Source organism: Lutaonella thermophila, from assembly GCF_055387725.1.
This window is the reverse complement of record NZ_AP043783.1, coordinates 1,840,343-1,863,462: the sequence shown is the minus strand read 5'-3', so window position 1 is coordinate 1,863,462 and position 23,120 is coordinate 1,840,343. Positions and strand designations below refer to the sequence as shown.

The window sequence follows — 23,120 nt, the reverse complement described above, 5'->3', positions numbered from 1 at the left end:
ATTCCTAACCTAAACCTTATGGAGAACAAAATAAAGGCGTATAACAACATATTAGAACTTATAGGTAATACTCCTCTAATTAAGTTAAACCACATTACAAAAAGCTTTCCGGGTGAATTCTATGCTAAAATAGAAGCCTTTAACCCCGGGCATTCAACTAAAGATAGAATAGCACTTTATATAATAGAAGAAGCAGAGCGCAGAGGAATTTTAAAACCTGGTGATACCATTATAGAAACTACTTCAGGTAATACCGGTTTTAGTATAGCAATGGTAAGTGTTATTAAAGGCTATGAGTGTATTTTGGCGGTAAGCTCTAAGTCTTCAAAAGATAAAATAGACATGCTTCGATCTATGGGAGCAAAGGTGTATGTTTGTCCAGCTCATGTTAGTGCAGACGATCCTCGCTCTTATTATCAAGTAGCAAAACGTCTTCACGAAGAAATTAAAGGATCTGTTTATATAAATCAATATTTTAACGAGTTAAATATTGATGCTCATTACAAAACTACCGGACCAGAAATTTGGGAGCAAACAGCAGGGCAAATAACGCATTTAGTTGCTTGTAGTGGTACCGGTGGCACTATTTCAGGTACTGCCAGATTTTTAAAAGAACAAAACCCAGACATTAAAATTATTGGGGTAGATGCTTATGGCTCTGTTCTTAAAAAGTATCACGAAACACGTGAATTTGATGCCAATGAAATTTATCCTTACAGAATAGAAGGTCTTGGTAAAAACTTAATACCAACAGCAACCGATTTTGATGTAATAGACAAATTCATAAAAGTTACAGACGAAGAAAGTGCGCATACAGCAAGAGAAATTTCTAAAACAGAAGGTCTTTTTATAGGTTATACCAGTGGTGCTGCACTACAAGCTGTAAAACAACTGCAAGAAGAAGGAGAATTTAATGATAATAGTAGAGTAGTTGTAATTTTTCCGGATCATGGTTCAAGATATATGAGCAAAGTATATAGTGATGAATGGATGCGTGATCAAGGATTTTTTGATAGTAAGAATATAGAAGAAACTCAAAAAATTGAGTTTGTAAAATAAAACTTCACGTACAGCAAACCCGAAAAGCAGCTGTTTAGGCTGCTTTTTTATTGTGCATAAAAACAAAAAAACTCCTCGGCAAATTATTATGACAGAATACTAAAATTACATACTTTTGCCGGGTATAATAGGTACTTTTTAAGTTAAAAAATGCATTTTGCATGAAAGATTTATTTGATAGAATAATAGCAAACAAAGGCCCATTAGGAAAGTGGGCATCACAAGCAGAAGGGTATTTTGTGTTTCCTAAGTTAGAAGGAGAAATTTCAAATAGAATGAAATTTCAAGGTAAAGATGTAATTACATGGAGCGTTAATGATTATTTAGGCTTAGCAAACCACCCAGAAGTTAGAAAAGTAGATGCAGAAGCTGCAAAAAAATATGGTTCTGCTTACCCAATGGGTGCCAGAATGATGTCTGGTCATACAGACCTTCACGAAAAACTACAAAATGAGTTAGCAGCCTTTGTAAATAAAGAAGCTGCCTACCTTTTAAATTTTGGTTACCAAGGTATGGTTTCTACTATTGATGCTTTAGTAACCAAAGATGATATTATAGTTTACGATGTAGATTCTCATGCTTGTATAATAGATGGAGTTCGTTTACACATGGGTAAACGCTTTACGTACAAGCATAATGATATTGTTAGTTTAGAGAAAAATTTAGAGCGTGCTACTAAAATGGCCGAACAAACCGGAGGAGGAATTTTAGTAATCTCTGAAGGTGTGTTTGGAATGCGAGGTGAGCAAGGGATTTTAAAAGAAATAGTAGCACTTAAGAAAAAATACAAATTTAGATTACTTGTAGATGATGCTCACGGTTTTGGTACATTAGGAAAAACCGGTGCTGGAGCAGGCGAGGAGCAAGGCGTGCAAGATGAGATAGATGTATATTTTGCAACATTTGCAAAAGCAATGGCAAGTACCGGAGCATTTATTGCGGCAGATAAGGAAGTTATAGATTATTTAAAGTATAATTTACGCTCTCAAATGTTTGCTAAGTCATTGCAAATGCAATTGGTAGAAGGAGCATTAAAACGCTTAGAAATGCTTAAAACAATGCCGGAGCTTCGCGAGAAACTTTGGCAAAACGTAAACGCGTTACAATCTGGTTTAAAAGAGCGTGGGTTTGATATAGGCACAACACAAAGTTGTGTAACGCCTGTATACTTAAAAGGAAGCATCCCAGAAGCAATGGCGTTAGTAAAAGATCTTAGAGAAAACCATGGTATATTCTGTTCTATTGTAGTATATCCGGTAATTCCTAAGGGATTAATTTTATTAAGAATGATTCCTACAGCTTCCCACACTGCACAAGATATAGAAGAGACGCTAAATGCTTTCTCTGCCATTAGAGAACGTTTAGAAAATGGAACATATAAACGATTGTCGGCTGCAGTTTCTGCTGCTATGGGAGAATAAAAATTAGCTATAGATATTGAAAAAGCCAAGTGTTTGTTCACTTGGCTTTTTTATTGAACTAAATTTTTTCTGTACGTTTTTCTTCGTTTTCTAACCTTAGGGTTAAAATGTTTCCATATTTGCTGTATAGCAATGTTATCTTCCAGTTCGGGAGTTCTAATACAATTTTCTATTCCTTTTTTCTTAAAAACCGAATAATACTCATTAAAAATAATTGCTGTAACACCTTTGTTCTGATATTCAGGGTGAATTCCTATTAAATAGAAAATTACATCTTTACTGTGCTTTCTAGCCCGTAATAAATGAAAAATACCAAACGGAAATAACTTGCCTTTTGCTTTTTGTAAAGCCATTGAGTATGAAGGCATTACAATAGAAAATGCAATAGGATTATTGTTTTTATCTACAACAAATTTTATATATTCCGGATTTATAAAATTAATGTACTTTTTCTTAAAATAATCTCTCTGAACATCTGATATTGCAACAAAAGAAGATAGTTTAGCATAGGATTCATTAAACAAATCAAACATTTTATCTACATACGGCATAATTTGTTTTGTAGAAGTAAAATTTAAGGGTGTTAAACCATAGCGCCTTTTAATTAACTCTTGTGCTTTAGAAAAGAGTTCTGGTTTTACATCACTAAACTTAAAATGGCTCTCTTGATATTGCTTTTCTATTGTAAAATTTAACGCTTCAAAATGTTTAGCGTAATAAGGGTGGTTATACCAAGTAATCATGGTTCCTAGCTCATTAAACCCTTCAGTTAGTACTCCCACTTTATCTAGGTTAGAAAAACCCATGGGGCCTTCTATGTACTCTAAATTATTAGCTTTTGCAATTTCTTCTACTTTATCTAAAAGTGCTTTGGTTACGTTAATATCATCAACCACATCAAACCAGCCAAAACGCATTTTTTTTAGGTTTTGGTTATTTACTTCATGCCAGTTTATAATAGCGGCAACCCTACCCACAATTTTATTGTTATGGTATGCTAAAAACAACGTGGCATCAGCATTATGGAATACCGGATTTTTAGTTTTATCAAAATTTTCAATCTCGTCTGATATAATTGGTGGCACCCAATATGGAGAGTTTTTATACAAGCTAAACGGAAAAAGAACAAACCTTTTTAGGTCTTTTTTGGTTTTGACTTCTTTAATTTCTATCATATTCAAAATAGTGGGTTAGTTATAATTTGGTTTAAAAATCATCAAATTTATCTAATGTGCTTTTTTTGTTCTTTTTCTTCTGCTTACGCTGTTGTTTTTTAATACGTTTTTTAGCACGTCCTTCATCTAATAAAACGGGAGTATCTGTATGATTGTCTATTCTGTAAGAAACCCCTATACCACCAAATAATCTGGAAGGCGTGTTTTTGAAATTTGTACCTACAGAAGCATCAACTTGTAAATTTTTATTGATTAAATGTGCTGCACCGGCTCTAACAATTGCATCGGCATACCTATCACTTTTAATACCTTGATTTTCTGCAAAAACTGTCCATTTCGGATTGTTTAAAGCATGTGTAACAGTAATAATGTAGCTAAGCTCAGGAAAATCAGAAGTAAATTTATCGTAAATAATATTTGTTACTAAAACCCATCTACCTGCTAAATGACTTTGTGTAGCAAGCATTACTCTAGGGCTTACCAAGGGTTCTTCTTGTGATACTAAAAAATTTGATGCCGTAGTTACAAATAAATTGTTGTAAGCATACGGAGAATCAAAAACATTTAAGTTTATACCAACATAAGCAGAAACAGCCGGAATTAAATCACGCCACTTAAACGTATTATTGGCACGCCAACTATACAGATTTGGCTTATTTCTTTCGGGGTCTTTAAAGGGATCAAAAAACAGATATTTAACACCAATTGTATTTTTTAAAAAACCGTTTCTTTTTTTTGTTTCGGGCGGAATCGCACTATTGTCCGTAAGCTTATCAAACAAATATGTACCATCCCAAACAATTTCTAATTCTTCAAAAAACAATCCGTATCTAAAAGCAAAATCAACAGCAAAAACATTTGTTTTGTTTAATAATCTGTCGTGTTTTTGTTTTTCGAGTGCAAGACCAAATTCACCTTGCGCCACATTTTTACCAACACTAAAAGCACTTACCGAAGCACCCGGGCGATTAGAGTTTATAACATCTGTATACTGTGCTAAACTAAAAAAAGGAAGAAAAAGTAGGCCGCAAAGTATGTTTTTTGTGAGTTTTTTCATGGTAAAATTATTATATCAAATATAGGGTGTTTTTATTATTTTTTAACTTTTTTAAGAGCCTAAACAAGGGTATAATTGTATTTTTGGCATATAATTAATTTAATAACACAATGGGGTTTATAAAAACCATATTAATAATTGCTTTACTTTATTTTGGCTTTAAAATTTTATTAAGGTTATTAGCGCCATGGCTAATACGGTATGCTTCAAAAAAAGCAGAAAAACATTTTTTTAATACTTTTAATGCACAACAAAACCAACATCCTAATCAAGAACGTAAAGTAGGAGATGTTAGTATTGATTCTGTTCCGGAGCAAAAAACCAAATCCGATAAAAAAGTTGGTGAATATATTGAGTTTGAAGAAATAGAATAATTAAATACGGGCTGCACAAACTATGAATATTACAAAGCGCTATCTTCCGCATATATTAATAACGTTGTTATTTGTTGTTACTTCTTTACTTTACTTTAATCCGGTTTTACAAGGAAAAAAAATATACCAGAGCGATATTGTTCAATATACCGGAATGGCTAAGCAGCAAAATGATTTTAGAGCAGAAACCGGAGAAGAACCTTATTGGACAGATAGTGCCTTTGGTGGTATGCCAACTTATCAATTAGGGGCACAATACCCGCATAACTACATTAAAAAGCTTGATTCTTTAATTAGGTTTTTACCCAGGCCGGCAGATTATTTATTCCTATATTTTATTGGATTTTACCTGTTTTTATTAGTGCTAAAAGTAGATTGGAAATTAGCTGCCGTTGGTGCACTGGCTTTTGGGTTTTCTACCTATTTAATAATTATTTTAGGTGTAGGGCATAATGCTAAAGCGCATGCCATTGGCTATTTTTCTTTTGTATTGGCGGGCATAATTTTAATTTTTCAGCATAAATACTTTTTAGGATTTATTGTTACTGCTTTAGCAATGGCGTTAGAAATTAACGCTAACCACTTTCAAATGACCTATTATTTGGGGTTATTAGTAGCCATTTTAGGTATTGTATATGCTATAGATGCTTATAAAAAAAATCAGCTTCAACATTATTTTAAATCTGTAGGCATTAGTATAGCTGCTGTTGTGTTAGCTATTGGGGTTAATGCCACAAATTTAATGGCTACTAAAGAATATGCAGATTGGAGTACGCGGGGTAAAACAGAGTTAACTATTAATCCTGACGGCTCTGAAAAAGTTAAACAATCAGGTTTATCTAAAGAATATATAACAGAATACAGTTATGGTATTTTAGAATCGTTAAACCTGATTTTTCCACGACTTTACGGAGGCTCTAATAATGAGTTTGTTGGAGAAGATTCAGAAACATATACATTTTTAGTAGCGCAAGGCGTAAACAGAAACCAAGCGAGAGAATTTGTAAAAGGCTTACCTATGTATTGGGGGAGCCAGCCCATTGTTGCAGCACCTGCTTACATAGGAGCTGTAGTAGTGTTTTTATTTATTATGGGCTTGTTTTTAGTTAAAGGCAGATTAAAATGGTGGCTGCTTTCCGGTACAATTATATCACTATTACTTTCTTGGGGCAAAAACTTTTCGTTGTTAACGGATTTTATGATAGATTTTTTCCCGTTGTATGATAAGTTTAGAGCCGTTTCATCTATTCAAGTAATACTTGAACTGTGTATTCCTGTTTTAGCTGTTTTTTCACTTCATAAATTATTAAGTGATATGGTAAAAACAGAAGAAAAACTGAAGGCACTACGCTACAGTAGTGTAATTATTTTAGGAATTGCAGCAGTATTACTATTGGCAAAAAATATGTTTGATTTTGTTGGTGCAAGTGATGCCATTTTAAGACAGTATTATGGGAACGATATTGTAGAGACCATAAGATTGGATAGAATGCGCTTGTACACACAAGATATTTTGCGCTCTGTGATGTTTATTGCGGCTACCGCTTTATTTGTATGGCTATTTATTAAGCAAAAAGTAAAAAAAGGAATGGCATTGCTTGCCATAGCTGCATTAATAGTTATAGATTTAGTTGGGGTAGATAGACGTTATGTAAATAATAAAGATTTTGTGTCGGCTAGAATTATGGAAAAACCTTTTCAGATGAATGCAGCCGATGCAGAAATTTTAAAAGACACATCACATTTTAGAGTTTTTGAGCCTGCAGGAGCTTTAGCCAGTGCAAGAGCATCTTATTTTCATAAATCAATAGGAGGATATCATGCTGCCAAACCCGGAAGATTTCAAGAGTTATACGATTTTCATATTGCTAAAAATAATGTAGGAGTGCTTAATATGTTAAATGTTAAGTACATAATTCAGCAAAATGATAATCAACAAGTATATCCAGCCAGAAATCCGTATGCAAATGGTAATGCTTGGTTTGTTCAAGATGTTTTAAAAGTAGTTTCTGCAAATGATGAGCTGTTGGCATTAGATAGTATTAATACTAAAACAACGGCAGTTTTTAATACTTTAGATTTTAGTGATATTACTATTAAAAACAGATACGAGGTAGATAGTACCGCTACCATACAATTAATAAATTATAAACCCAATAAATTAGTTTATAAAAGCACTAATAATTACTCCGGATTGGCCGTATTTTCAGAAATGTATTATCCGCACGGTTGGAAAGCATTTATAAATAACAAACCGGTGCCTATTATTAGGGTAAACTATGTACTAAGAGCTATACAAGTACCTGAAGGAAATCATACAATTACCTTTGTTTTTGATCCGGATGTTGTTAAAACAGGAAGTACAATTGCATTAATAAGCACTGTACTTTTAGGATTAATTTTAGTTGGCGGTTTAGTTTATAATACAAAGCAAGCCAAAAAATAAATGAAAAAAGTACTCATAATACTATATTATTGGCCTCCGGCAGGAGGCCCGGGAGTACAACGCTGGCTTAAATTTGTTAAGTACTTACCGGAATTTGGGATAACACCTATAGTTTTTGCCCCCGAAAATGCTAATTATCCAATACAAGACACCTCTTTAAAAAATGAGGTTCCCAAAGACATAGAAATTATAAAAATGCCCATACAAGAGCCTTACAAATGGGCTAAACTACTATCAAAACAAAAAACAAAACAAATAAGCTCCGGAATAATATCTAAAAAAAAACAAACACTTACAGAGAAACTTTTACTTTGGGTTAGAGGAAATTTTTTTATCCCTGATGCAAGAAAATCATGGGTAAAACCATCTGTATTGTATTTAAAAAATTATTTAGCTAAAAATAATGTAGATTGTGTTATTACTACCGGACCTCCACACAGCTTGCATTTAATAGGTTTAGCATTAAAAAAAGAGCTTTCAGTAAAATGGGTTACCGATTTTAGGGATCCTTGGACACAAATTGGTTATCACAAACATTTAAAATTAACCCAATGGGCTAGAAAAAAGCATAAAGCGTTAGAAGAAAAGGTTTTACAAGAGGCAGATTTTGTTATAACAACAAGCTTTACAACAGCAGAAGATTTTAAAGAAAAAACGAATGCTCCTGTAGTAACTATTACCAATGGTTATGATGAATATAATGAAACTAAACCACCTTTAAGTAATAGATTTACTATGGCTCATATTGGTTCTTTGCTTTCTGAGCGAAACCCGGATGCATTATGGCAAGCATTGTCAGAACTCTGCCAAGAAAACAAGTTGTTTCAAGAACATTTAGAAATTCAGCTGATTGGGACAATTAGTGATGATGTTTTGGCAACCATAAAAACATACGGCTTACAAGCCAATACATCGGTTATCAATTATCAGCCTCATCAGAAAGTAAGGCAACTACAGCAGGCAGCTCAAGTTCTTTTATTATTAGAAATTGATAGAGAAGATACAAGAGGAATAATACCCGGAAAACTGTTTGAATATATGGTAGCCCAACGCCCAATAGTAGCGGTTGGTCCGGTAAATTGGGATGTAGCAACAATAATCAAACAAACCAACACAGGAAGTGTTTTTACATATAAAGATAAAGACGCTATAAAAGCACAGGTAAATGAGCTTTTTACAGCTTATATGGATAATAAATTAAAGGTTAATGCAATTGGTTTGCAACAGTATAGTAGGAGAGTGCTAACCCAAACCTTGGCTAATTATTTAAAACAACTGTAATATGGGAATTGTAAAAAAACAAGCTATTGCCAATACCATAAGCACTTATTTAGGCTTTGGGATTGGTGCAATAAACACCTTGTTTTTGTATACACATTTTCTATCTAAAGAATATTATGGGTTAGTAACATTTATTTTATCTACAGCCAATTTAATGATGCCTTTAATAGCGTTTGGAGTGCACAATGCTTTGGTTAAGTTTTACTCATCATACAAACAAGAAAAAGAGCAAAATAGATTTTTAACGTTCATGCTTTTTTTGCCCTTAGTTTTTATTGTTTTTATAGGATTTATTGGCACAACCTTTTATGAAACTTTTGCCACTTGGTTAAGCAAAGAAAATACGATTGTAAAAAACTATGTTTGGCTAATTTATGTTACTGCAATTGCTATGGCCTATTTTGAGATTTTTTATGCTTGGGCCAAAGTACAAATGAAAAGCATGTACGGTAACTTCTTAAAAGAAGTATTTCACAGAATTTGTATCAGCATTTTACTTATTTGTGTTTGGCAATCTGTTATTAGTGTACAAACGTTTATTTATTGCTTAACCGGAGTTTATTATGTACGCATGTTTTTAATGAAAATAACAGCATTTAGTATTAAACTCCCTAAATTAGATTTTGTACTGCCCAAAAATGCCCTTGCTGTAATTAAATATGCAGGTTTAATAATAATTGCCGGCTCTATAGCTTTAGTAATTTTAGATGTAGATAAATTTATGATTGGCAGGTATTTACCAATAGAGCACGTGGCATTTTATGGGGTTGCCGTTTATATAAGCACCGTTATAATAGTACCTTCTAGAGCGATGCATCAAATTACACACCCACTAACAGCACAATTTATAAATCAAAAAAACACCGACAAACTTAAAGAACTATACAAAAAAAGTTCACTAACATTGTTAGTTATTGGCGGAATTATTTTTGTTTTAATTGTTTGTAATATCCATCAGTTATATACACTTATAGATTCTGCATATAGCATTGCTGTAAACGTGGTATTCTTTATTTCTGCAGTCAAATTGTTTGATAATGCCATGGGAAATAATAATGCTATTTTGTTCTCATCAGACTACTACAGAATGGTACTTTTATTTGGGGTCATTTTAGTTTTTTTAGTTGTAGTTTTAAATATAGTTTTAATCCCGAAATATGGTATTAACGGTGCTGCTATTGCAACCTTTTTGGCTATTAGTATTTATAATACTATTAAACTATTATTTGTAAAATTTACATTCAAAATGCTCCCGTTTACATTTAATACACTTAAAGCTATTGCTGCAATAATAGCAAGTGTTATTGTTTTTTATTTCTGGGATTTTAATTTTCACCCTATTGTAAACATTATTTTAAAATCTACCCTAATTAGCATTTTTTACTTAGCAGTTACGTATTATTTTAATATTTCTGAAGATGTAACTACAATGATTTCTAGTGTATTAAAGCGCAAAACCCGCTCATTGTAAAAACAACTTTGCGGGCTTTACTAACCAACCAAAAAACGTTTAACTTATAGTGAGTGTTTAATTTCTATTTCTTGAACGTGATCTGCTTCTATTAGATGATGCAGATTTTTTTGTTCGTGACTGACTAATTCTTGTACTTTTTTTAGACGAGCTTCTATAAGGTTTACTACTAACAGCTTTTCTTGAAACTTGTTTTCTATGCTTAACCTTTGGTACACTTCTGTTAGATTTATTGTGTGCATAATCACGCTGTCTAACCTTATTGTTTGGTCTAACTGCTTTACTAGTTTTTTGTCTGCTTTTAATAATACCTTTGTTATTTTTAGCTTGCGTTCTTGTTCTATTTACCGAATAACCTCTGTTATTATTAACTTGTGTTCTAGTTCTATTTACAGTATACTCTCTTTGTTTTTGTCTACTGTTTCTAGTAATGTCTTTTTTTGGTGCTCTAGACTGGCTTCTAACAGCATTAGAATTAGCCTTTTCATGTCTTAGCCTTGTTCTGTTAACACTTCTGGCATTCGTTCGGCTGTTTATTCTGTTGTTAGCTCTGTAATCTCTTCTGGTTACACGCTTATCATTTCTGTAAATAGCATCTCTTCTATGAACTTTATTGTGGTTTCTATAAGGTCTGCCTACTTTAACATAAGCTCTTCTAAAGTTTTGCCTGTAGGGTCTGTAGTAAGTATATCTAACAGGGGTATAATATCTTCTATAAGGCCTATAACTAACTAAACAAAAATCAAAAGCAGGGCGTACAAAAAACCTATACCACGGTCTGTAAACATAATACCTATTGTACACGTTTATATAACCGGTGTAGTGACTAAAGGCTCCATAAGGATTATAATGAATAAACATACCACCGATTCTAACTACACGACGGTTATTATAAAAAATGTTTACACTTCCTATTTGAGAAACTCTTCCGTAATAATCATAATAAATAGGTACATTTTCTACTTGAATTACAGCACCATAGTCATCATACTGAACGTAAGGATCGTAGTTATAACCAGAGTTAAAAGTTATATTAACATTGCCTACGTTTGCATTTAAGTGTAAATTATTTACTCTATCATTTATAAAAAAATCAAACTCACCATCTGGGTATACAGAAAACGTAATACCATCTTCTACAAACACAAACGAATTGCCGTTTATAAATGAATTAACTTTTAAACTATTGTTTGCTGCTTTTACAGAAGGTATTCCCAACCCACCAACAACAAGTAAAGCGATTAAATAGATTGTTTTTTTCATAGTGTTGTATTTTAAGTTTAACAATAATTGGTTGGGTAATAATTAATAATCAAGCAGCGTGCCAAACATTATTATTTATTAAAAAACAAAGCCCCAAGCTTTGTTTTACAAATACTTGAGGCTTTTACCAACCAACCAAAACTAATGTAGATTAATCATCAAAGTAATCATCATCAAAGTGTCTATTTATTATATGTCTATTCTTCTTTAACTTTTTAGTGTTTATATATGCCATTTTATGTCTTTTTCTATATACATGTTTATTATACCAAATACTATTTCTGTTTACATAGCCATGCCTTTTAATTAACTTGCCTTTATGAGAGTACCTTACAAATAAACCACCAACTTTGTGAACAAGGCCACGTCTATCATAAGATACCCACACATTACCCACACGCCTTACTTGTCCGAATTTATTGTAAGCAATAGCTACATTACCAACTCTAACAACTTCTCCAAAACGGTTGTAAAAAACCGGAACATTTCTAGATTTATTGTACCATCTTCTTGTTGATTTATCGTAAAATGGATTTCTTCTGTTAGGATAATGGTTTCTAACAAATGCTTGAGTATTGAAAGCTATCTCTCCATTTGGGTAGATAAAAAATTCAACACCGCGCTCAACAAAATGCACCGGTTGTGCATAACGATAGCGTAATGTGAACCCATCTTTAACAATACCTTTTTTGTTTTCTTTTTGATGTGCTGTTACAGTTGTTCCTACCAGGAGCAAAGCTGTAATTAATAATGCAATTTTTTTCATAACTGAAAAATTTTGGGTTACTACTTACGTTGCCACATTTAAGTGGTTTACGCTACACGTAATTAAAACCAAACAACGTGCCAAAAAATTTCAGTTATATGTAATTGCCTAATAATCAGATGATTATTTTAATTGCAGCATAGGTAGTTTTTCTTTTAAATAACTGCCTGTGTATGAGTTTGGGTTTTGAGCTATTTCTTCCGGAGTACCTTCGGCAACTAAATAACCACCTTCTTTACCACCTTCCGGACCTAAATCTATTATATAATCTGCACATTTAATTAAATCTAAATTGTGCTCTATAACTACTATAGAGTGCCCTTTTTCAAGTAAGGCATTAAAGGAGTTTAAAAGTTTTTTAATGTCGTGAAAATGAAGACCTGTTGTTGGCTCATCAAAAATAAAAAGTGCTTTGTCTTTAGTGTTTCCTTTTATTAAAAAAGAAGCCAACTTAATACGCTGGGCTTCACCACCGGAAAGAGTAGAAGAAGATTGCCCTAATGTTACATACCCTAACCCGACATCTTGTAAAGGTTGCAATTTACCAACTATTTTATCTTGTTTGTGGGCTCTAAAAAATGCAATAGCATCGTCTATAGTAAGATTTAATATATCGTCTATGTTTTTGTCTTCAAAAGTAACTTCTAAGATTTCTTTTTTAAAGCGCTTCCCATTACAGGTTTCGCACTCTAAATGTACATCGGCCATAAATTGCATCTCTATGGTAACTTCGCCTTCACCTTTACAAGTTTCACAACGTCCGGCATCTACATTAAACGAAAAATGTTTGGGTTTATAGCCTCTTAGCTTTGCTAATTTTTGCGAAGCAAATAAGTTTCTAATGTCATCATATGCTTTAATATATGTTACCGGGTTAGACCGAGATGAGCGCCCTATTGGATTTTGGTCTATAAATTCTACAGATTTTACAGTACTGTATTTGCCTTCTACTTTAGTGTATTCTCCGGCTTTTTCACCATAACCTCCGGTTTCTTTTAGTATAATTGGGTATAACAGTTTTTTTACGAGCGTGCTTTTGCCACTACCGGAAACACCGGTAACTACAGTAAGCCTGTTTAGCGGGAATGTAACAGTAATATTTTTTAAGTTATTTTCTCTGGCACCTACAATAGTTATATGGTTTTTACCGTCTCGTCTTTTTTCCGGCACAGTGATTTGCTCCTTACCACTTAAATAATTTGCTGTTAACGTGTTAGCGTTTATAATAGTAGCGTAATCTCCGGAGGCAACTACACGACCACCATAAGTTCCGGCCTCCGGGCCAATATCTATAATCACATCGGCTGCTTTCATTATTTCTTCATCGTGCTCTACAACTATAACGGTATTACCTAAATCACGTAATTGTTTTAAAACCCTAATAAGTTTTTCGGTGTCTTTAGGATGCAAACCAATACTGGGTTCATCTAAAATATACATAGAACCCACTAAACTGCTTCCGAGCGAGGTAGCCAGATTAATACGTTGAGATTCTCCGCCAGATAGCGTGTTAGATTTTCTGTTAAGTGTTAAGTAATCTAATCCTACATTGGCTAAAAACTCAAGTCGGTTATTAATTTCTTTTAGTAAGCGCTTAGCTACTTTTTGTTTGTATTCTGAAAGTTCTAAATTTTTAAAAAATAAACTAAGCTCCTTTAAAGGCATGTTAGCTAATTCTGTGATGGTTTTGCCATTAATTTTTACATAATTAGCTTCTTTACGTAACCGAGTTCCTTTACATTCCGGGCATTTAGTTTTACCTCTATAACGAGATAGCATTACTCGGTTTTGAATTTTATAACTTTTCTCTTCTAACTCTTTAAAAAATTGATTTAACCCTATAAAATATTCGTTCCCATCCCAAACTAATTGTTTTTGCTCTTCGGTAAGTTCATACCAAGGTTTATGAATTGGGAAATTAAATTTATAAGCATTGTTTACAAGTTGATCTCTATACCAACTCATACTTTCGCCACGCCACGGAAAAACAGCGTTTTCAAAAACAGAAAGCCCGGTATTAGGTATAACTAAATCTTCATCTATACCAATTACGTCTCCGTAACCTTCACATTTAGGGCAAGCCCCATACGGATTGTTAAAGCTAAATAAATGTGTGTTTGGTTCTAAAAACTGTATTCCGTCTAATTCAAACTTATTGCTAAATGTATGTATGGTGTTTGTAGATAATTCTTCTACCAAGCATTCTCCTTTACCTTCAAAAAAAGCGGTATCTACAGCATCTGCAAGTCTATTATTAAAATCTTCGTTGTGTTGAACAACTATTCTATCTACAACTAAATAAAAATCATGCTCAATCTCACTATCTATATCAGATATTCTAATAATTTCTCCTTTGTATTTTATTCTTGCGTAACCTTGTTGCGATAAAATTTTAAGAGCCTGCAACACACTTCTATCTTCAGGAATATGAACAGAAGAAAGCAACAATAGTTTGGTGCCCTCAGAATAAGACGTGATATGATTTACAACATCTGTAACCGTATGTTTTTTTACCAAGTTGCCTGAAATAGGAGAGAAGGTGTCACCAACTCTTGCAAACAAAAGCTTTAAATAATCGTAAATTTCTGTTGTAGTGCCTACGGTAGAACGTGGGTTGGTTGCATTTACTTTTTGCTCTATAGCTATTGCCGGCGCAATCCCCTTAATATAATCTACTTTAGGTTTGTTTAACCTTCCTAAAAACTGTCTGGCATACGACGACAAACTTTCTACATAACGTCTTTGTCCTTCTGCGTAGAGCGTATCGAAGGCTAAACTAGATTTTCCTGAACCCGATAAACCGGTTATTACAACCAATTTATTTCTGGGTATTGCAACATCAATATTCTTTAAATTATGAAGCTTAGCGCCTTTAATTATTATATTTTCTTTTGGATTTAATTGAGCTATATCTGTCATACCTTAGGTAGTAAAATTGCAAAGATACTATTATTAAAAACGAATTAAAAACAAGGGCTAACTAATTGATAATGTTAAAAAAGTGTAAATTTTTTTTGGATTTTTGAAATGAGATTTATTATATTTGAAGACTATTAAGCAAAAAATCTACGCCTATAGCATACAACTACTTTTTTAATTAAGCCCAAATCTGTACGATTTCCTTAATTGGAAACGTACCCATATTAACCTAAAAAAAGTAGTGGTATGAATCAATTTTTAGACGACTCAGTTCTTGTTAAAAACTACATCCAGGGAGATGAATCTGCCCTTGAAGTTTTAATCAACAGACACAATCAGCGCATTTTCAGTTTTATCTTTTCTAAAGTATTAGATAGAGATATTGCTGATGACATTTTTCAAGACACATTTATTAAAGTTATTAAAACCCTTAAAAAAGGCTCGTATAGCGAAGAAGGTAAATTTCTTCCGTGGGTTATGCGTATTGCTCACAACTTGGTTATAGACCATTTTAGAAAAAATTCTCGTATGCCTAAATTTGAAGGGAATGACGACTTTAATATATTCTCTGTTATTAGTGATTCTGGTTTAAACGCCGAAAAACAAATCATTAAAAATCAGGTAGAAAACGATGTTAGAAAATTAATCGATGAATTACCGAGCGATCAACGTGAAGTTTTAATTATGCGTATGTACAGAGAAATGAGTTTTAAAGAAATCTCTGAAGCTACCGGAGTAAGCATAAATACTGCTTTAGGAAGAATGCGTTACGCATTAATTAACTTACGTAAAATTATAGAAAAGCACAATATTGTGCTAACAAATTAATATTCTGTACAATAAAAGCCATAACCTTGCCGTTATAGCAATAACTAAATTTAAAAAGGCAAGATTATGGCTAAATTTTACTCTTACGATTCGTCGAAGACTTTTGTTGCTTTCCCTAAAAAAGAAACAATACGTTTTCTACTGGATTATTCAAAAGCTCTAAGTGTTATTAAGTATAATAAACTACAGTTTGAAACTATTTTGAACTAAAATAAAGGTCCGTTTTTAACGGGCTTTTTTTTGTTTATAATATTCGTTAATCACACTTTTTCTCCCGATCGTTTTGGTTATAATGTCTTTTTCTAAATCCCATCCTCTTGCAGGAGAATATTCTCTACCGTAATAAATTATTTGTAAATGTAATTTGTTCCATTTTTCTTTAGGAAACAGCCTTTTGGCGTCTTTTTCGGTTTGAGTTACATTTTTACCATTACTTAAACCCCATCTGTACATTAATCTGTGAATATGAGTATCTACCGGGAATGCCGGAATACCAAAAGCTTGTGCCATAACTACACTTGCAGTTTTATGACCAACAGCTGGTAACGCTTCTAAAGCATCAAAATCCGCAGGAACTTCTCCATTATACTTTTCAATTAATATTTTAGAAAGCTCATAAATTCCTTTAGATTTCATCGGAGACAATCCTACGGGTTTTATAATTTCTTTAATTTCTTCTTGAGAAAGCTTAACCATTTTATACGGATTATCTGCTTTATCAAATAAAATAGGTGTTATTTGGTTAACCCTTGCATCTGTGCTTTGCGCAGATAATAAAACAGCTATTAAAAGTGTGTATGGGTCTTTATGGCTTAGTGGGATTGGAACCTTAGGATATAATTCTTCTAAAGTATTAATTACAAATGTTACTTTTTCGGCTTTAGTCATTTAATGCTTAATTTTGAGAGGATTTAAAATAAAAAAACAAAATTATGATACAACCATTAAAAGTAGGTGATAAAGTTCCGAATTTTAGTGTAAAAGACGATCAGGGTAACACTATTTCTTTGTCTGACTACAAAGGGAAAAAGTTAGTTGTTTTCTTCTACCCAAAAGCAAATACTCCCGGATGTACAGCAGAAGCATGTAATTTAAGAGATCATTATACCGAATTAAAAGAAAAAGGATATGAATTACTTGGCGTAAGTGCAGACAGCCAAAAAAAACAGGCAAACTTTAAACAAAAATATAGTTTTCCGTTTCCGTTGTTAGCCGATGAGAATAAAGATGTTATTAATGCTTTTGGTGTTTGGGGACCTAAAAAGTTTATGGGAAGAACTTTTGACGGTATTCATAGAATGACCTTTATAATTAATGAAGAGGGTGTTGTAGAACGCGTAATTGAAAAGGTAAAAACTAAAGATCATGCAGCTCAAATACTAGAAGAAGCATAACAAAAAACCCCTCACTTTTGAGGGGCTTTTTCTTTTTATTCGGTTACTTTTTCTTTTGATGGCGAATAGCCAAAAAGTTGTTTTTCTTTGATTATTTCGGCAACACCTTTTGGTAGCATATCTTCCCAGTCATCATCACCATTAGCAATTTTTTTAAGCACTTCTCTAGAGAAAATATGAAGTACGCTTTGATCAAAATCAAAAATATCTACAACCTTACCATTATATTTAAAGAACTTGTAAAGCTCTTTCATTCTTGGATGTACTTTTAGGTTGTTGCTGGTTATTAATTGTCCTGTTTCAGGATCTTTAATTGGGTATAAGTAAACTTTTAAATCTTTAAAGAAGAGTTTACCGAAGGCTTCGAGAATTCCACCACTTAAATGACGATAATATTTCTCATCAAATATTTCAACTAAATTGTTTACCCCCATGGTTAATCCCATACGGTTTTTAGAATAGTTAGAGAAATATTCAACCAAGCGGTAATATTCTTTAAAGTTAGAGATCATTACTGTTTGCCCCAGAGAGCAAAGCAGTTTGGCTCTATCCATAAAGTCTTGCTCATCTATTTCTCCTTCGGCTTTAAGGTTAGAGAGCGTGATTTCGAAAATTACTTGAGTGTTTTCTTCCTCTACGCGGTTTTCTCTTATAAATATTTCGTATGAGCGCTGATACATATCCATGTTAACCTTGGTAACCGGTCTGAAACTTCCGCGTAGGGCTAAAATATTTTTCTTATAAAGTAGTGCAGCAGGAAGAATATTGTTACCATCCGGACCGAACATTACGGCATCTGTCATGCCGTTTCTAACAAGTTGTAAACTCATTAATCTGTTGTCTACATCTTTAAATCTAGGTCCGGAGAAATTCACCATATCAATCTCTATGGTGTCTTTATCTATGTGATCGTATAAATAACGTAATAAATTTTTAGGCTTATGATGCTTATAAAACGCACCGTAAATTAAGTTTACACCAACAATACCAAGTGTTTCTTGTTGTAATCGTGCTTCGTTTTGTTTAAAACGAATATGTAATATAATCTCGTTGTAGTCTTCTTTAGGGTCTACCTGAAATCTAATTCCAACCCAACCGTGCCCTTTGTACTTTTTTGCAAAATCTATAGTAGCAACGGTGTTTGCGTAGGCAAAAAATAGTTTGTTGGGGTGTTTTTCTCTAGAGATACGTTCTTCCATAAGCTGCATCTCGTGCGAGAGCATTTTCTTTAAGCGAGCTTCGGTTACGTACCTTCCATCATCTTCAGCTCCATAAATTGCATCACTAAAGGCTTTATCGTAAGCACTCATAGCTTTTGCAATAGTTCCAGATGCACCACCGGCTCTAAAAAAATGACGTACAGTTTCTTGTCCTGCACCAATTTCTGCAAAGGTACCGTAAATGTCTTCGTTTAAATTAATTCTCAGTGCTTTTGCTTTGAGAGAGGGTATATTTTCAAACTCCTTATCTCCCTTTAAAACAATTGACATAGTTGAATTATTTTATTTTAGAGCAAAGTTAAAAAGATTAGTTGACCTAATGCCCAAATAAATGATAAATTTGACAAAAATTAGCTGTTTTGAAAGTTACGTTTTTAGGCACAGGTACATCACAAGGAATTCCTGTAATTGGCAGTAATCATCCTGTTTGTTTAAGCGCAGATAAAAAAGATAAAAGGCTTAGAGTATCTGCCATGATACAATGGGATGATTTTACTTATGTTATAGATTGTGGTCCGGATTTTAGGCAACAAATGCTAACACACAATGTTACGCGTTTAGACGGTATTTTATTTACGCATGAACATGCAGACCACACTGCAGGACTAGATGATATTAGACCCTTTTTCTTTAGGCAAGGAGACATCCCAATATATGCCCATAAAAGAGTTATTAAAGGTCTTGAGCGTAGGTTTGATTATATATTTGCTGATGAAGATAGATATCCGGGAGCGCCTGCAGTAAAAGTAAATGAGGTTATAAATAATGTGCCCTTTAAGCTACACAATAAACTGGTAACCCCAATAAATGTAATGCACAACAGGCTTCAGGTATTTGGTTACAGGATAGATAATTTTGCTTATATAACTGATGCAAAAACTGTTGAAGACAATGAATGTGCTAAACTAAAAGATTTAGAAGTACTGGTTGTAAACGCCTTAAGAAAAGAGCCGCATCATTCTCATTTTAACCTACAAGAAGCCTTAGATTTCATTAAAAAAATAAAACCCAAAAAGGCATATTTAACCCATATTAGTCATTTAATGGGTTTTCATGAAGAAGTACAACAAAATTTACCAAAAAACGTTTTTTTAGCATACGATAATCTTCAAATTACTTTATAGTTTATGAAACAAAAAATATTCATGTATTTGTTCTTTTTTGCAGTATTATTTGCACTATTTCAGTATGTAAGTAGCAGCAATTATTTTAAAGAACAAGATCGCACTATAAAAAAACTAGAAAAAGAAGTAGCAAAACTGCAAGACTCTACCGAAACCTTGCTTATGAATAACTTAGATTTACAGTATTTTGATTTAGATAATAATGATGATGCTCTCTCATATTTTGATCATTTAAATTTAGATAACCCAACCGGCTATATAACAGATAAGCTTTTAGAAACCAACGAGACAAAGGGGAATAATCCGTTAGTTCCGTTTGATGGCATGACAGGTAACCCAATGAAGCTTAATAAAATTAAAGTGTTAAACCACAAGTGGATTATTGCAGATTTCTCTGATGGAAAACATTGGGGAGAATTATTTATAAAATACGAATTAAAAGACGATTTAGGAATAAATTTTACAGTATTAGATTATTTGCTCTATGCTAAAAGTGATATTAACTAATTAATTTAGTATTATTACACAATAATTAAAAAGTATGCCCCCAAGCTTACATTTTATAAAAAGAAATAGTTTGTCTATTCTGCTCGTATCTTTGGGCAGTTTACTGGTTGTTATTTTTAATTATTACACTATTAAAACTACATCTGGTGTTAGAACTTATATTAACGCCGAATCTACTTTTGCTAAAGCCCAAAAAAATTCAGCTATTTATTTATTAGCTTATTTGTATGATAATGAAGAATCTACCTGGGAGCTCTATAAAAAAAACTTAGACTACGCTATAGGAACTAGAGAGTTTAGAGTAAAGTTGCTATCTGGTGCAGACGAACATCAGTTAAAGCAAGCCTTAATAAAAGGGCATCATAGGGTAGAAGACCTTGATAATTATGTTTGGTTTTATAAAAATTTTAAAGGCCAAGCATTCTATAACGATTTAACGGAATTAGTAGAAAGAGGTAACCCCTTGCTAACAGCCTTAGAAAAATTAGGCGAAAAGGTTAGAATTAGAATAAAAAATAATCAATTATCCAAAAATAGTGCAGATGCTTATGCTACAGATATTCTTGAAATCAATAAAGAACTTACTGTAATTCAGTATTTATTTTCTGATGAGCTTAGCCAAATTAGCAGAAGCGTAGAGAAAACGCTATTTATAGCTAATGGTCTGTTTGTTTTAATTATTGTTTTTGGTGGTGGCTTATACTTTATTTTCATTATAAACAAACTAAATAAATCAGAAGAAAACCTAAAGAAAAGTTATAACGATTTACAACTAGCTAACTTAGAGTTAGATAAATTTGTTTACAGTGTTTCTCATGATTTACGAGCTCCAATTACATCAATAATGGGGCTGGTAGATTTAATGAAGCACGATTTAAATCCGGATGAATTACCGGAATATTTAAAAATGATAGAAGAAAGTTTACAGCGTCAAGACGATTATATTAAAAAAGTACTTTCATATTCCAAAAATAAACGTTTAGAATCTAAAATTGTCCCGGTTAATTTTAATGAGTTGTTAGATGAGATTTTAAACGATTTGCGCTTTAGTAAAAAAGCACAACAAATTGAGTTTGTAAAAGAATTAGAATTAAATGCTTTTAAAGCCGATAAAGTAAGGCTCAGAATTGTACTTAGTAACTTAATAGCAAATGCTATAGAACACAGCGATGAAACAAAAGAAAAACCAATTGTTACCATTACCTCTAAAAAACAAAAAGAGGTTATTATTATTACGGTGAAAGATAATGGTATAGGAATTAAACAAGAACATCTAGAAAAGGTGTTTAGCATGTTTTATTCCGGAAATCACTCTCAAACTGGAGTAGGGTTAGGGTTATATATAGTAAAAGATACTGTAGAAAACATGAAAGGAGAAATTGGTATAGACTCTACCTACCAAAAAGGAACCACCATAACACTTACGATACCGTATTACAATGGTAATATTAATAGTTGAAGATAACCCAATAGACCAGCTTATCACAAAAAAATTACTGGTTAATTTAACCGGTATAACTCCTGTTGTTGTAACAAATGGCAAAGAAGCCCTACATTGGTTACAAGAAACTCATAACAACAAACAAAAACTACTAATATTATTAGATATTAAAATGCCGGTTATGGATGGTTTTGAGTTTTTAGAAGAGCTATCTGAACTTACGCTCAAGGCTAATTTTAAGCCTGCAATATTAATGTTGAGCTCATCTATAGATACCAGAGATAAAGAAAAGGCTAATGCAAATACTTTGGTATTAGAATTTATAGAAAAACCCCTTCAGAAAGAGGGGTTTATTGAAATATTAAAAAAGCATAATCTATATTAATTATAAGCTATAAATGCTTTTTTAGCCATTCGTTAAGGTCATAGAAGTTTTGTGGCGCTACACCATGTCCAACCGGATATTCTTTATATTCGTGCATAATATCAAGTTGTTTTAAAAATGGGGCTGTTTTTCTGGCCCAATCTACCGGAATTACCTGATCTACGCTACCATGAGAAATAAACATATTTAAATGCGAATAATCTTTTTCAGACAAATTTTCAGGTATAATAGCAGAGTTTAAATATCCGCTTAACCCTATAACATTTTTAACTTTTTCAGGATATGTTAATGCTACTGCTAAGCTTAAAATAGTACCTTGGCTAAAGCCTAAAAGTGTAACATTATTTTTATCTATCGGATATTGGTCAATAGCATTATCTATGCATTGTGCAATTACATCTCTAGCTTGCTTTGCTTGTTCATCATCGCTCCATTTACCGTCTTGAGCATCAAAATGTATAGCATACCACGCATACCCAAAAGGCATTAATGTAAGTGGGGCTCGTAGTGAAATTATAAACAACTCATCCGGTAGCTCGTTTGCAAAAGAAAATAAATCCTCTTCATTACTTCCGTACCCATGTAACATAAATAGAGCAGGGGCATTAGAGATGTCTTTTTTCGGTTTTCTGATTAAATGATGTAGTGGTAATGTTTTTGTGTCCATTTTATTTTATAAAAGTAAACCATTGCTGAAAATAGTTACCCAAAAACGGTACAAGATGCTCTTTTTTGCTTATTGCACCTATAAAACCGTAAAGCCAGAGGGTAAAAAAGAAAATCCAAAAACCTAATGTAGCCGGCCAAGAGTTAAACATAGAAACAAAATAGCCTATAAGGAAAAAGCATAGATGAAGCCCAAATGCTTGTCGTATATGCTTTCTTGCAAAAGCATTGTTTTTTTCAGCATTAAAAATAATTGCAACTATAGCGCCAAAAATAGTCAAGTAAGCAATAATAGCATTTATGTTATTTTTATCACTCATAGT

At 32.8% G+C, this 23,120-nt stretch carries 21 protein-coding genes; 12 read left to right on the top strand and 9 right to left on the bottom strand.

The window, feature by feature from the left end; translation table 11 throughout:
* Positions 1–18 precede the first annotated feature (18 nt).
* On the top strand, positions 19–1,059 hold the full coding sequence (locus ACZ5CF_RS08735; protein WP_464578913.1) for a PLP-dependent cysteine synthase family protein: 1,041 nt from the start codon (positions 19–21) through the stop codon (positions 1,057–1,059).
* A gap of 161 nt (positions 1,060–1,220) precedes the next feature.
* Positions 1,221–2,480, top strand: coding sequence for an aminotransferase class I/II-fold pyridoxal phosphate-dependent enzyme (locus tag ACZ5CF_RS08730; RefSeq protein ID WP_464578912.1), 1,260 nt, complete (start codon positions 1,221–1,223; stop codon positions 2,478–2,480).
* A gap of 50 nt (positions 2,481–2,530) precedes the next feature.
* Here the strand turns inward: ACZ5CF_RS08730 and ACZ5CF_RS08725 are convergent, their stop codons facing one another.
* Positions 2,531–3,655, bottom strand: a complete 1,125-nt coding sequence (locus tag ACZ5CF_RS08725) for a GTP cyclohydrolase (RefSeq protein ID WP_464578911.1) — start codon at positions 3,653–3,655, stop codon at positions 2,531–2,533.
* Between the two features lie 31 nt (positions 3,656–3,686).
* A complete protein-coding gene (locus ACZ5CF_RS08720) occupies positions 3,687–4,712 on the bottom strand; it encodes a transporter (protein ID WP_464578909.1) in 1,026 nt (341 codons plus the stop codon).
* A 110-nt stretch (positions 4,713–4,822) separates the two neighbouring features.
* On the opposite strand from ACZ5CF_RS08720, the gene ACZ5CF_RS08715 reads away from it, so the two are divergent.
* The 4 genes from ACZ5CF_RS08715 to ACZ5CF_RS08700 are packed head-to-tail and all read left to right on the top strand — an operon-like array spanning position 4,823 to position 10,284.
* The gene (locus ACZ5CF_RS08715) at positions 4,823–5,086 is read left to right on the top strand and encodes a DUF4834 family protein (RefSeq protein ID WP_464578907.1); all 264 of its coding nucleotides are present in this window, start codon (positions 4,823–4,825) and stop codon (positions 5,084–5,086) included.
* Positions 5,087–5,108: 22 nt separating this feature from the next.
* Entirely contained in the window at positions 5,109–7,532 is a 2,424-nt protein-coding gene (locus tag ACZ5CF_RS08710) for a YfhO family protein (protein WP_464578906.1), read from the top strand.
* Positions 7,533–8,813 (top strand): glycosyltransferase family 4 protein, encoded by a 1,281-nt coding sequence (locus ACZ5CF_RS08705; protein ID WP_464578904.1) that lies wholly within the window; start codon positions 7,533–7,535, stop codon positions 8,811–8,813.
* A 1-nt stretch (position 8,814) separates the two neighbouring features.
* Complete coding sequence (locus tag ACZ5CF_RS08700) at positions 8,815–10,284, top strand: lipopolysaccharide biosynthesis protein (protein WP_464578903.1); 1,470 nt, start codon at positions 8,815–8,817, stop codon at positions 10,282–10,284.
* Positions 10,285–10,341: 57 nt separating this feature from the next.
* Here ACZ5CF_RS08700 and ACZ5CF_RS08695 read toward each other — a convergent pair whose 3' ends face one another.
* The 3 genes from ACZ5CF_RS08695 to uvrA form a co-directional block, all read right to left on the bottom strand.
* Positions 10,342–11,547 (bottom strand): hypothetical protein, encoded by a 1,206-nt coding sequence (locus tag ACZ5CF_RS08695; RefSeq protein WP_464578902.1) that lies wholly within the window; start codon positions 11,545–11,547, stop codon positions 10,342–10,344.
* Positions 11,548–11,698: 151 nt separating this feature from the next.
* Positions 11,699–12,313, bottom strand: coding sequence for a hypothetical protein (locus ACZ5CF_RS08690; RefSeq protein WP_464578900.1), 615 nt, complete (start codon positions 12,311–12,313; stop codon positions 11,699–11,701).
* A 123-nt stretch (positions 12,314–12,436) separates the two neighbouring features.
* Entirely contained in the window at positions 12,437–15,232 is a 2,796-nt protein-coding gene (gene uvrA / locus ACZ5CF_RS08685) for an excinuclease ABC subunit UvrA (RefSeq protein ID WP_464578899.1), read from the bottom strand.
* 246 nt (positions 15,233–15,478) lie between these two features.
* On the opposite strand from uvrA, the gene ACZ5CF_RS08680 reads away from it, so the two are divergent.
* Positions 15,479–16,060, top strand: a complete 582-nt coding sequence (locus ACZ5CF_RS08680; RefSeq protein WP_464578898.1) for an RNA polymerase sigma factor — start codon at positions 15,479–15,481, stop codon at positions 16,058–16,060.
* Positions 16,061–16,285: 225 nt separating this feature from the next.
* Here ACZ5CF_RS08680 and nth read toward each other — a convergent pair whose 3' ends face one another.
* A complete protein-coding gene (gene nth, locus ACZ5CF_RS08675; RefSeq protein WP_464578897.1) occupies positions 16,286–16,948 on the bottom strand; it encodes an endonuclease III in 663 nt (220 codons plus the stop codon).
* Between the two features lie 47 nt (positions 16,949–16,995).
* Here nth and bcp point away from each other — a divergent pair, with 47 nt between their 5' ends.
* A complete protein-coding gene (gene bcp, locus ACZ5CF_RS08670) occupies positions 16,996–17,454 on the top strand; it encodes a thioredoxin-dependent thiol peroxidase (RefSeq protein ID WP_464580846.1) in 459 nt (152 codons plus the stop codon).
* A gap of 35 nt (positions 17,455–17,489) precedes the next feature.
* Here bcp and ACZ5CF_RS08665 read toward each other — a convergent pair whose 3' ends face one another.
* The gene (locus tag ACZ5CF_RS08665; protein ID WP_464578896.1) at positions 17,490–18,944 is read right to left on the bottom strand and encodes a nucleotidyl transferase family protein; all 1,455 of its coding nucleotides are present in this window, start codon (positions 18,942–18,944) and stop codon (positions 17,490–17,492) included.
* 89 nt (positions 18,945–19,033) lie between these two features.
* Between ACZ5CF_RS08665 and ACZ5CF_RS08660 the strand changes: the two genes are divergently transcribed.
* From ACZ5CF_RS08660 to ACZ5CF_RS08645, 4 genes are all read left to right on the top strand, one after another.
* A complete protein-coding gene (locus tag ACZ5CF_RS08660) occupies positions 19,034–19,798 on the top strand; it encodes an MBL fold metallo-hydrolase (protein ID WP_464578894.1) in 765 nt (254 codons plus the stop codon).
* 3 nt (positions 19,799–19,801) lie between these two features.
* A complete protein-coding gene (locus tag ACZ5CF_RS08655) occupies positions 19,802–20,305 on the top strand; it encodes a hydrolase (protein WP_464578892.1) in 504 nt (167 codons plus the stop codon).
* A 70-nt stretch (positions 20,306–20,375) separates the two neighbouring features.
* Positions 20,376–21,764, top strand: a complete 1,389-nt coding sequence (locus tag ACZ5CF_RS08650; protein WP_464578891.1) for a sensor histidine kinase — start codon at positions 20,376–20,378, stop codon at positions 21,762–21,764.
* The gene (locus tag ACZ5CF_RS08645; RefSeq protein ID WP_464578890.1) at positions 21,745–22,131 is read left to right on the top strand and encodes a response regulator; all 387 of its coding nucleotides are present in this window, start codon (positions 21,745–21,747) and stop codon (positions 22,129–22,131) included. Before ACZ5CF_RS08650 ends, ACZ5CF_RS08645 begins: the two co-directional genes overlap by 20 nt.
* Before the next feature lie 7 nt (positions 22,132–22,138).
* Here the strand turns inward: ACZ5CF_RS08645 and ACZ5CF_RS08640 are convergent, their stop codons facing one another.
* Together ACZ5CF_RS08640 and ACZ5CF_RS08635 are read right to left on the bottom strand one after the other, a co-directional pair.
* Positions 22,139–22,798, bottom strand: coding sequence for an alpha/beta hydrolase (locus tag ACZ5CF_RS08640; RefSeq protein WP_464578888.1), 660 nt, complete (start codon positions 22,796–22,798; stop codon positions 22,139–22,141).
* 1 nt (position 22,799) lies between these two features.
* Entirely contained in the window at positions 22,800–23,117 is a 318-nt protein-coding gene (locus tag ACZ5CF_RS08635; RefSeq protein WP_464578887.1) for a hypothetical protein, read from the bottom strand.
* Between the last annotated feature and the right edge of the window lie 3 nt (positions 23,118–23,120).